6 protein-coding genes are annotated in these 11,465 nt (G+C 69.9%); 4 read left to right on the top strand and 2 right to left on the bottom strand.

Annotation, left to right across the window (positions count from 1 at the left end):
- Positions 1-138: 138 nt before the first annotated feature.
- The gene (locus ACFV6H_RS37645) at positions 139-2,652 is read right to left on the bottom strand and encodes a hypothetical protein (protein WP_385551380.1); all 2,514 of its coding nucleotides are present in this window, start codon (positions 2,650-2,652) and stop codon (positions 139-141) included.
- Between the two features lie 1,236 nt (positions 2,653-3,888).
- On the opposite strand from ACFV6H_RS37645, the gene ACFV6H_RS37640 reads away from it, so the two are divergent.
- Both ACFV6H_RS37640 and ACFV6H_RS37635 read left to right on the top strand, forming a co-directional pair.
- Entirely contained in the window at positions 3,889-5,205 is a 1,317-nt protein-coding gene (locus ACFV6H_RS37640) for a hypothetical protein (RefSeq protein ID WP_385551378.1), read from the top strand.
- A gap of 121 nt (positions 5,206-5,326) precedes the next feature.
- Positions 5,327-5,455 carry a hypothetical protein gene (locus ACFV6H_RS37635; protein ID WP_385551376.1) on the top strand — a complete coding sequence of 43 codons (129 nt, stop codon included), beginning with the start codon at positions 5,327-5,329 and terminating at the stop codon, positions 5,453-5,455.
- Between the two features lie 577 nt (positions 5,456-6,032).
- Here the strand turns inward: ACFV6H_RS37635 and ACFV6H_RS37630 are convergent.
- The gene (locus ACFV6H_RS37630) at positions 6,033-6,245 is read right to left on the bottom strand and encodes a hypothetical protein (protein WP_385551374.1); all 213 of its coding nucleotides are present in this window, start codon (positions 6,243-6,245) and stop codon (positions 6,033-6,035) included.
- 68 nt (positions 6,246-6,313) lie between these two features.
- On the opposite strand from ACFV6H_RS37630, the gene ACFV6H_RS37625 reads away from it, so the two are divergent.
- Together ACFV6H_RS37625 and ACFV6H_RS37620 are read left to right on the top strand one after the other, a co-directional pair.
- Positions 6,314-7,123: a Hachiman antiphage defense system protein HamA gene (locus ACFV6H_RS37625; RefSeq protein ID WP_385551372.1), complete on the top strand. Its 810-nt coding sequence runs from the start codon at positions 6,314-6,316 to the stop codon at positions 7,121-7,123.
- Positions 7,120-10,731, top strand: a complete 3,612-nt coding sequence (locus ACFV6H_RS37620; RefSeq protein ID WP_385551370.1) for a DEAD/DEAH box helicase — start codon at positions 7,120-7,122, stop codon at positions 10,729-10,731. Before ACFV6H_RS37625 ends, ACFV6H_RS37620 begins: the two co-directional genes overlap by 4 nt.
- Positions 10,732-11,465: the final 734 nt, after the last annotated feature.

Here is an 11,465-nt window from a genome sequence, read left to right as displayed (position 1 = left end):
CAGTTGCACTCGCGTCACTCAAGACGGTCTACCGGTCCAGGCTCCACCACAAGGGCAAATCCCGCAGATTGATCACGACCCGATACGCGGCCTAGGGGCCCGCCCATACACGACGAACGCGGGCCTCTACCGCACCGGTCAGATCTGCAGGACCAGCGCTTCCACCTGCTCCAGCGTCGTCACGCTGGCCTGCGCGGCGGCCCGGGCTTTCGTCAGCTTCTCCATCCACTCGATCCGCTGCTCGGCTGACAGAGATTCTTCTCCGAGCTGGGCACGCAGGCGGCGCGCCTCCTCGAAGTCCGTCATGAGGGTGTGAGCGGCGTCCACGGCCTGCTGGTAGCTCCCCCCGACGAGCTCGACCCGGGCGGGCAGCTCCCGCCGCAGCGCTGCCAGCTGATCGCGCGGATCGGCCAGCGGCGCCCCGTGCGCCGTGGTGGCGAAACCGGGGCCTGTGAGGGTGCCGACGGCCATGGAGGAGCTGGTGCTGTTCCCGGCGGATGCCGGGTCCGGGCGGCCGAGGTTCACAGGGAACGTCTCGTCGAACCACGTTTTGTCCGCGACGTGATGGGTGGGCCGGCCCTCGGTGTCCGGAGCCACCACCATTCCCGCGGTGATCGCCGTCCGGTCCCCTTCCGCCAAGTGCTGCTCGCCATAGCAGACGAGGGGCTTGCCATCTTCCGCCTCGGGCGGCTGCGTCGCGTCCGGGTGCTCCAGCACGGCCTTCGCGAACGCGATGAGAAGGGCCCGGCTGACGCCCGGAGCGGTGTACGCCATCGTGAGGGCGGCGAGTGCGTTCCTGGGAGTGCGGCGCACACCCTTGCGACCGCCTCCCGCCTCGCTTCCCTGCCCAGGCGTGATGAACGGCTGCGGCGCGTGAATCAGCGCTGGAGCCATCCGCTGGACCAACGCGGCCCACGCAGTCGCGTCACCGGCCTCAGCTCCAAGGAGAAGCGCCGCCAGAGCCCGCGGGTCCTGCCCGGCACCCTTCGCGGTCTCCGCGGTGCCGAAGAAGCCGGCCGCGGAGAGGATGTTGCCCCGGTGCAGGAACAGCTGCGCGACGGCAGCGGACCACAGACGCGTGCGCGCCTCGGCCGTCTTCGACCGGATCTGGCTCCACGCCGACTCCTGTAGCGCCCCCCTGACGACCGGCCAGAACTGTCCGGTGTCGGTGCGCCCGCCCGTCTTCTGCGGGCCCTCGGGCGGGATCTCGGGGAACACGAGCGCGGTGATGGCCCGCACTGCGATGTCCCGCAGCACGAGCGGGGAGACTGCGTCGCCCGCGGGAACGAGCGGCTCGAGGGGGTCGAGCGGCCCGTTGGCGGTCAGCGCGTCGCGTACCCCGACCAGATCGAGCAGGTCCGCGCCGCGCGCGTCGGGGAAGGCCTCGGTGAGCGCGTCCGCGAGGAGGGACTCCCGGGTGTAGGAGTCGACGAGCGTCGCGAACAGGGCGATCAGGCGCGCGTCCTCGTCGTAGGGCTGGATGCCGCGCAGGTGATCGTTGACGTTCAGCGCCCGCAGAACGTGCTCCAGCGCTGCTGGCTTGGTGCAGCCGATCACGATCTCCGCGGACACCGTGGCGATCTTCCCAGCGCGGATCGACGGGTCGTCGGGACCCGTCTCCGGCTTGGCGCCTACTTCGTTGAGCCGGACGGAGAGCCGGTTCAGGATCTCCCGCATGCTCAGCAGCAGCAGTCCGGGATCGGCCTTGTCCTTCGGCATCGGCACGAGGGACTGGGGCATTCCCGTGACCAGGTGTTCCGGACGCACACGGAAGACGTTCAGACGGGCCAGCGCACGGTTGTTCCCGGTGACGGCGGCCAGCCGCCACAGCTTGGCCACTGTGCCGTCGGGATGGGCGATCTGCCACTGCTGCAGGACGTTCATACCCTTGGAGAGCTGACCCGCGTCCACGAGGGACTCGGCCAGGTCGTACCCCCTAGTTTTCCCGGCGCGCTCCAGGCAGTCAGCGGCATACCGCTGCAGGTGGACAGCCACCTCGTACGGCTGCTCAGCTAGGACGAGCGCCGCCTTCACCTCCCCGTCCTCCTGCACGGCACGGACCACCGGACGCGGCCGACGGTGGCCGAGGGCGCCGAGGAGCGTCCGACGCTGACCTTCGAGCTCCCTCACATGGCGGACGGCGTCCTGGTGCTTCTGCGTGGCCGCCGTCAGGGCCTGTGCGGCGTACGTGTCATCCCCGGCCGCGCGGCGCAGGTTCTCCCGCGCCTTGTCGGCCAGCTTTACGGTCTTCTCGGCCTCCTGGAGCGCCAGCTCGGTGGCGACCAAGTCCTCGACACGTTGGCTGGCCTCCGGGACGGGCTGGGACCAGGAGCTGACGGTACGGTCGTTGAGATCCCACGGGGCCACTGCGGCACCGTGGACGTCGCACATCAGCAGGAGCACCTTCTCGGCACCCGCCTGCACGATCCGGGAGGCGGAGGGCTTGAGGACCTTCCGGCCGCGCTGGGTCGTGATCAGGGCCTTGATCTCGGTGTCCGGGAGAGAGGCGGCCAGACCCTCGATGATCGCCTGCCGGGGCGGTGGTACGACCCTGTGCTCGGCGCACGTGTTCTCGATCGCGTCCGCGAGATTCCGGCCCCAGATGTCGGTGCCGATGCGCGGGTAGATGCCATCAGGTTGTTTCGCGACCACGATGTTGTCCTTCCACCCGGCCGTGCCGGGCGAGCACAGAAGCTCCCGCCTCTCGGGAGCGACTCACGCGCCCGAGCCCGAAGCCTCGTGCCGACAAGGAACAGGCCGACACCCGCGAAAGGGTGTGCGGCGGTTCCCGCCCCGTACGGTTCACCTGCCAACGTCCGAAGAACGATCAGCCCCAACAGCACCGGGTGGTGCCTGGACATCTCGCAGCTGGTTCCTGCTCCGCCGACGGCGGCACGAGGCGGACGCCGGTGACGAACCACCGACGTGCACCACGGAATCTGCCACCCCTGCCGACGCAGCGGCGAATCGTACTGGCAGGGTTCACCAGATCGGGTGAATAGGCCTCCAACCAGGCTGTTTCCAGGGCACATTGAGGTAAACGCGGCTACAGTCGGCAGAGGGAGCGTTGGCCTCCAGGCGCAGCTCAGCCGCGCGCTGCTCCTGGCTCGTCGACCTCTCCCACGTCGAGCTCGACGACCGTCTCCCCTCACCTTTCATCCGACTCGGCGAGAGGCCCATCGGTCCGGCCTGGTACGCGGCACCGAGGCCGCCGGCGATCTCACGGGCGCGCTGGTGGGTCACGCGGTCGCGGACGGCGGGCGCCGCGTGTCGGGGCATCTCGCGGACCAGAACCACCAGGCCGTGATCGTGGTGAGATGCCTCTTCGTACTGCTCGCAGTGTGGTTGACCTGGGCTGCAGCAAATTGGGTGAGAAGACCGCAAGTGCAGTGAGAATCCCATTACGGTGACGGAAGCGTCTTGCCGAGTCACGGCAGCAGCTGGGTCTTGTCGGGTCCAGGACCGCGGGATCCATCAGACGCGCACCGACCTTCCCATGTACACCCCATCCTGATCAGGGGCAGCAAGGCCCCGAGAAGGGGGTCAGCTCGAGGTGTCCGGCAACTCAGAGACCAACGTCCGCATCGCGCCCTGCGCCCTGGAAGCACTGAGCCGGATCACGGCCCGGCGGGGCACCTCCCGGGACGAGACGGTCCGTCAGCTGCTGGCCGACCACGTCGCTTCCCAGGGACACGAGTTGCCCGAGGACCGCCTGACTCACATCTCTACCGTCCTGCGCTACCCTCGCCCCCGCGCTGGCGGGGGGACCCCCGGACAGACGTGCCCCTGAGAGTGAGGGCCCCCGCCGGCCTGCTGGAGCGGGCCCGCGCCGTCTCCCTGCGGCTGCCGGGACAGCACCCCCGCGCCTATCGCGACTACCAGGGCCGCATGCTCACCGACGCGGTGACGACCGCCATCGCCCGCTCCGAAGCCTTCGACGACGACTTCCTCAACGGCCTGATGCCCCTGCTGCGCCACGGAGCTGCCCTTGGCCTGTGGCGGCTGGCGGCCGCCTCCACCAGCACCCGCCCGGAGAATGACTGGCTGCGGGCCGCGACAGCCATCCGCGAAGAACTCCACCTGACCGACGCCCCACTCGACTTCACCGACCAGCACATCCTGCGCGTCGCGGAAGCCCTGGAACGGGAGGAGTCATGGCATGCCTTGACGCGTTTCGAGAGCGCGACCTTCCTTGCCCGCCGCTACCTGACCGGCCCCCGAGCCGAGGAACGGGAGCAGGCCCTGCATGAGCAGGACAAGCCGTGGGAAAAGCTGTACCAAGGTCTCCTGCAGGGCGACGACAGGGAAGAACGACGCTGGCGCAGGCGGCGCGGGAGCACGAGCTATGACTGGACAGGCCGGGGCGGCACGGCGGTCTGGCGCGCGCGGCGCAGGGTGGACCTTGAGTACTTCGAGGACTGGCTTGTCGGGCGCACGCGTAACGACCCCGCCGCCGGCGTGATGGAGGAGCCCGTCTCCCCCGGCTGGCTGTTGCGTACCCCGCCCACATGGCTGGCTCACGCCCCAACCCCGGCCGTCTCCGGGCCGTACGTCACCTGGGCCGCGCAGGGCCGGCTCCTGGCTTTCCCTTACCGCAACCGGCAGGCCTACTGGCCGCTCCTGCCCCCAGAGGGCTCACCCGGGCACCGGCCCGTGCCGGGCTTCGAACCCATCGCCGCCGCGGCTGCCGGACTGCGCCCCGGGCAGGTTCTCGGCTTCATCGAGGCCGTCCTCATCGACTGGAACCACACCTTCGCCGAAGAGCCTTCCCTGCGCATCGCGCTGGAGGTACCCGCCGACCACGCGTACCGCTTCGGATTCATCACTGGCGAGGAGCAGCACCAACTCATGGCCGAGGCCCGCGCCGCGTTGCTTCAGATCATGGATGACTTCATCGCTTGGGCAGCAGCCGACGGGGCCGACGCGCGCTACCTTGACAAGCTGAGGGAGGCCCGCGGCCACGCCCGCACGTTCCAGCGCCTCACCTGCAGCTACGCCCCACACAAGAGGCCGAAATTCCTCGTCCCCCGCTCATCTTGGACCTGGCCTGGCTGGTCAGTCGCCGCCGAACTAGTCGCCGGATCGCCGCCCGACCTGCTCCAGTGGCTGGCCGGCGCGGCCCACCGGCGCAGCTCCCTGATCCTGGAGCAGTCCATGGAGGCGGCCTGGCGCCGCGCCTTCGATAAGTACGGATTCCGCATGTGACACCCACCGATACAACGCATACCCCTCTCGTCTGTGAATTGGACGCGCAGCCTGCGCACAATCCGGGCACGGCATTCGCACCCCGCACCGGGGTGTCCGTCTGAATGGGGGAGCCCTCGCCATGAATGCACGACCGCTGATCTCGTTGCTGGCCGCCGGCGTCACCGCCCTGGTGGTGGCACTGACCGGCGCCCCGTGGTGGATGGCCGCCACGGCGTTCGGCTGCCTCGTCCTCGGCCTGGGGTCGTAGCCCTGCAGTCGGTCTTCCCCCAGGAGTCCGCGCATCGACTTGCCTGGTGGCGCGACCGCCGCCGCCATCGGTAGCTCCTTGCAGCGTGCCCTCCGGACACGGCATCGGCGCACCGTCCACTGCGTGCCCGGTTACGACCCTTCGCAAGACGGGCACCCATCCGGGGCGGTCGCGGCGAGGAGGCATCCACCGGCCCCGCAGGTCCTGCGACTCGGGCATCGAGAAGGGGGCCGCCACGGGGCGGCCCCTGACCGTTCCGCCCGCCGCCAGCATGTACCAAGGCGGCGGCGTGCCGGCGGCTACCCCCAGCGGCCGCGGTCAGCCTCGGGCACCGGACGGTCCGCTCGCCGCCGCAGCGCCTCCCGGTCCAGCCCGGCCGCCTCCTCATCGGCCTCGCCCCGAAGCTCGGCCCATCCCGCAGGCGGTACGGGCTCGACTACCCGTTCCCCGTCCCCCAGACCGGCCCCGGCGTGTGCAGCGCACCGAGCCGCCCAGCCAGATCCCGCTCCAAGTCACTGGTCGCCCGCACGAGCTCCCGGGCCTCCTCACCCCGTTGGGCCCGGGGCGATGAGACGGTCTACGACCGCGCGTTGAAGGAGTGGCAGGACTTCCCGCACCAGAGCATCTGGATCGAGGCCGGCCCGGCCGGGCTGTGACCAGGCTCGGCGGGGAGTGCCCGCTGTACCTCGCGCATGACGGCGAACACCTGGCCGGGACGTGGCAGCTGATGGATCTGCGCGTCCATCAGGCTGAAGGAGGCCCGCAGCCCCGGGATGGAGACCGACGGCACGTGCTGGCCTAGCCTTGGCCCAGGTGCGCTCGCCGACCAGGCGCAGCGCCGGGGGAGGGCAAGGGCGCGTGTTCGACAAGTGGCTCAGGCCGCAGGACGTGGAGCAGCCGGACGGGCTGCTGGAGTACCAGCTGCTCGCCGACGACGGGCTGATCGAGGACGACGAGCTTGTCGAACGGCTGGGCCACGAGGTGATGCGCAACTACCTGGTCCCCGGCGAGCTCGCCAACGTCTTCGACGACCTGGGCGCCCCGGAGGTCGCGGGCTACCTGCGGAAGAACAAGTTCCCCGTGGACCGCAAGATCCGGCACGGGGACTTCGGGGAGATCGTCACCGGCGCCCTCTACCGTAGGGTGCGCCGGTGGTGCGTCCCGGTCCTGAAACTGCGCTACAAGCAGACCCCGGCCCAGGCCGTGCAGGGCACGGACGTGCTGGCGTTCCGCTTCCGGCAGGACCCTCCGGCGATCGCCGTGCCGGAGGTGAAAACCCGCGCCTCCCGGGACAACCGGGTCGGCAGCGAGGCGTACGACAGCCTGGAGAAGGTCCTGGACAGGCTGGACGAGAGCATCCACTTTCTCATGGCGCGCTGCGCTGACCGCGGGCAGGTGTTCCTCGCCCGCCGGCTCGGCGCGCTGCTGCGCGAGCCAGGGCGGCGCCGGGTGGAGCGGCACATGCTCTTCGTCCACGACGCGGCGTCATGGAAAGAGGACATCGTGGCCGGGCTCGGCGCGAAGGTGACCCAGCGCACCGAGCTGACCGTCGTCAAGATCGACGATCTCAAGGAGTTCGTCGGCCGCGTCTACGAGGCGGCAGAAACGGCCCCCGGCAGCACCACCAGCAGAGGCACGGACAACGGAACGGCGGCGGGAACAGCGTGAGGGACGACGACGGGACCGTACGGCGTCTCGGCGACGAGGCACTGTCCACGGGAGAGGCGTCCGCGTCCCTGCGCGGCCAGTTGCGCTCCCACGTCCTGGCCGAACAGATCAGCACCGAAGGGACAGCCGACTACACCTACGACCCCGATGCCCTGCGCCGCGGCCTTTCCCTCGCCCGGCTCGGGCAGCTGGCCCGCACCCCGCGCGAGCGCCGCGCGGCCCCAGGGCCCCTGCCGGACATAGCCCAGGCCTACGCCGACCTCGCCGCGCGGGCGGACGAGCCGGAGACACGGATCGAGCTGCTGGCGATCTCGGCGACGACGTGGAGCCTGGCCGGCTACCAGGCCAACGCCACCGCCATCGCCCGCACCTTCCAGCAGGAAGTCGGGGACCTGTTCTCCTACGGGGACATGCCCGACATCGACGCTCTGACCGCAGCCGCCCCGTACCGGATCGCCGAGGCCGCCGGCGCGGTGCTGCGCCGCGACATCGACACCGTCGCCCGGCTCGGCGCCGCCGCAGCAAGCGAACTGCCACGCCTCGGCCGCGCACTCACCGCCGCGCTCGCCGCAGGCCGGGCCGAGCAGTCGGACCTCGCTGTGCTGGCCGCCTACGGCCTGGTCGGCCGTTCGGCCCGCTCGCTGGCCTCGCTGTGGCGCACCGGCGACCGCACGGCCGGGCGCGCCGCGGTCAGTGACCTGGAGCAGGCCGCCTCCATCCTGCTCCAGGCCTCCGTCGTGGACACCTGGACCCTGGTCGACTCCCTCGCGCACGCTGTCGAGGACATCGTCGCGACCTCCCCGTGGCTCCTGCTGCGCCGCGCCTCCAGCTGGTCGATGACCTGGGAGCGCTACATCAAAGCCCTGATCGTCTCCGACCGCCCGCTCACCCAGGTTTGGCCCTCCCAACGCACCGCCCTGGACGCAGGCCTGCTCGACGCCCGGGCCCACAACCTCACGGTCACCATGCCCACCTCCGCGGGCAAGACCCACATCGCCGAATGGGCCATCCTCCACGCCCTCGCCGACACCAGCGAGGCCAACGACAACCCCCTCGGGCTACTCCTGCGCTTCATGGACCCGCCGCTGGCCGTCTACGTGGTGCCCACCCGCGCGCTCGCCGCCCAGGTCGAACGGCACCTCGCCGCCAGCCTCGAACTCGTCGGCCTGCGCGTCTCCTCCCTCTTCGGCGGCGCCGAACACGTCCGCTACGAGAACCAGCTCCTGGACCACACCGACGTCCTTGTCGTCACCACCGAGAAGCTCGACCTGCTGCTGCGCAACACCCCTGAGCTCGCCGACCGACTGCGCCTGGTCCTTGTCGACGAAGGACACTCCATCGACCACTCCGCCCGCGGCCTCCGTCTGGAGATGGTCCTCACCCGGATCCGCCGCACCACCCCGCAGGCGCGGATCGTCCTACTGTCCGCGGTCCTGCCCAACGGCGAAGACATCGCCCGCTGGCTGGAGCCCACCGCCGACGGCACCAACCACGCGAAGATCGACTGGTCGCCCTCCCAGCTACGCACCGGGGTGTTCTCCTGGCGGGGGCAAGAGAAGGACGGACAGACCGGCAGCATCCACTACGGCACCGCCCAGGGCGGAGACTTCTTCGTGCCCAAGGTGCTTACCCGCCACCTCACCCGCAGCCGGCTGTCCCCACGTGCCACCAAAGACGTCGCGGCCGCGCTGGCGCTGCACTTCGAACGCCTCGGCCCGGTACTGATCTCCACGACCCAACCCACCTACGCGCAGGCCGCCGCGCGCGCTCTGCAAACGGCACTGAAGAAGACCGACACCCCGGTGCTCGGCGTGCGAAACCAGCGAGACCAACGCCTGGCGCTCGCGGAGCGGATCGCCGAGCACCTCGGCGACGAGCACGAACTCACCGTGATGGTGGTCCAGGGGATCGCCTACCACCACGGCACGGTCCCGCAGGCCGTCCGGCACCTGCTGGAACGAGCCTACCGCGACGGCGCACTGCGCGTGCTGTGCGCCACCAGCACCCTCTCCCAGGGCATGAACCTGCCGGTCAAGACCGTGCTGGTGCACAGCACCTGGCGCAACCAGGAGCAGATCGGCGTCCGCGAGTTCTGGAACGCCGCCGGGCGCGCCGGCCGAGCCTTCCAGGAGACCGAGGGCCACGTCGTCCTCATCGCCAAGGACGCCCAGGACGCCCGAAAGCTTCGGCGCCGCTACCTCGACAAGGACAACATCGAACCGGTCCTGTCCACCATCGGCGCGCTCTACCGCCGCCTCGTCATCACGAGACTGGGCGCCCGCCCTGCCCCTGGACAGAACCTGACGGACATCGAACTGCCCGACCCAGAGGAGGAAGAACTCACCGACTGGGCGCAGGGTCTCGATCTCCAGCTCCTGACGATGCTCGCCGAAGAGGTCGTCGACACCCCCGACCAGCAGCTGCTGGAGGACGCAGCACACGACCTGCTCGCGCACACCCTGGGCGGCCACCAGATCGGCGCCCAGGAGTGGTCCCTCAAGCCGCTCGCCCGGTACACCGCCCGCCGCGTCGCCGCGCTCGCCCGCCAGCTCCCCGACCCGGCTGCCCGCGCGGCGATCCTGCGCACAGGACTGAGCCTGCAAGGCGGCCTCGACGCGATCACCGCCGCCGAGCAGGTCGCGAACACCCTCACCGAGCACCCAGGGCTCCTCGACCCCGCGACATGGCCGGCACTGCGCGACACCGTCCTGACCGCCGCCACCAAGATCCAGGAACTCCACCGGAGCGCCACGGCCAAGGACCGGCCGATCGGGGCGGTCGTCCCTCTCGCTGGCGACTGGATCGCCGGCTGGACGCTCCAGGAGATCCACAACCACTACGAGCTGCTCCTCGACGCCAAGGACATCACGGTCACGTCGGACTACATCGACAAGGTGATCGTCCAGGACCTGGCCTGGGCCGTCTCCTCGATCCTGCAGATCCTGGAGACCCGCTACGGCATCACGCCCGAAGGCCCGCTCGCCACTCTGCCCGCCATGCTCAAGTACGGCGTCGACACCGCCCCTGCCTGCTACGCCGCCAGCCTGGGCATCCACCAGCGCAGCGCGGCAATCGACCTGGCCGCACGCTGCCCTGTCCCCGAGCCGTCCTTCTCCGACTTCACCGGCTGGCTCGGCGACCTGACCACCGACGAGATCACCGCCATCACCACCCCCAGCATCGCGGCCCTGCTCATCCGCAGCATAGAGCGTCGCAGCCCCCGCAACGTCCAGAAGACCATCCTCAGCGGCCGGGGAACGTTCACCACCCCCCTGCGCGGCGTCCGGCACGCCTACAGCGACGGGTACATCGCCAACCTGGCCGCAGGAACCGTCCTCGACCTCGTCCGCGATCACGACAACCCGTCTGATCCAAACGCCATCCGGGTCGAGCACAACGGGCTCCCTCTCGGCTGGATCGCCAAGGCCGCTGCCCGGCCGCTTGCGCTGGCCCTTGACGATCGGCCCGCCCCCTTGGTCACCGCCGTCCTGCACACCGACCCCCGGTCCTTCGCCGACATCGGCCAGCTGGCCGGCCACGACCAGGTCGAGCTCACCATCACCATCAGCCCAGCACCAGGAGGCCGCGGAACGCGCACATCGCGGTGACCAGCCCCCTGCCCGGTTGTGGGAGCCCGAACGCGGCGGCGGCCAGCTCGGCCCGGGCGCGTGCTTGCTCGTTGACAGGTGTGTCGTCTCAGTTGGATTGCAGGCTAAAGGTCTTCGAGCAACCCTCTGACCTGCAATGCTTCACGATTTGAGGCAGCTCTGCATAGCCAGTGAGACGCCCTACTCCTCGGCCGCGATGCATCGACGATGACCGTCCTCACCATCGCCGGCACGGCCAACTCGTAGACCGGGACCACCTGAACTTCCGTTGACGAAGAGCCGGACCTGGATAGTTGCGCGTCGTTGACGATCTGGAGGAACTCGGCTGCCATCGGGGCTCCAAGGGCCTGCCCAACGAGGCCGGACGACATCACTCCCGAACCTCTCACCCACACTCCTCCAGAACCTCCACCTCCAGAGGCACTACCCCCGAATCCGGATTCCCCCAAAGTCCTTACCGAAGGAAGCACCCCGGCCCTCATCCTGATAGCCAGCCCCGCGAAGCGGGTTAGGGTCAAGGAGCGCAGCGGACGGGCCCTCAAGGTTCCGGGAACCGGAACCGCCTGAGGCTGCGTTAGCAGCCTCAGTTTCCTGGAGCAACGCGGAAGGAAACATCGGACTCGAAGCGCAGCGCAGAGTCCGAGAGCCCCCAGCGAAGCTGGGGGTGCCACTTCGTCAGACCTCGCGCAACGCGCGAGGTTCCCCTCGAAGACCTGCGAAGCAGTCTTATACCC

Origin of the sequence: Streptomyces sp. NPDC059743 (assembly GCF_042732975.1) — a bacterium.
Lineage (GTDB): Bacteria > Actinomycetota > Actinomycetes > Streptomycetales > Streptomycetaceae > Streptomyces.
The sequence above is the reverse complement of the archived record's forward strand: the minus strand, read 5'-3'. Positions and strand labels throughout refer to the sequence as shown.

What these genes read in the sequence shown, in the direction of transcription:
- ACFV6H_RS37640 (WP_385551378.1), top strand. Translation starts at nt 3,889, where the DNA reads ATGCTCACCGACGCGGTGACGACCGCCATCGCCCGCTCCGAAGCCTTC.
- ACFV6H_RS37635 (WP_385551376.1), top strand. Translation starts at nt 5,327, where the DNA reads ATGAATGCACGACCGCTGATCTCGTTGCTGGCCGCCGGCGTCACCGCC.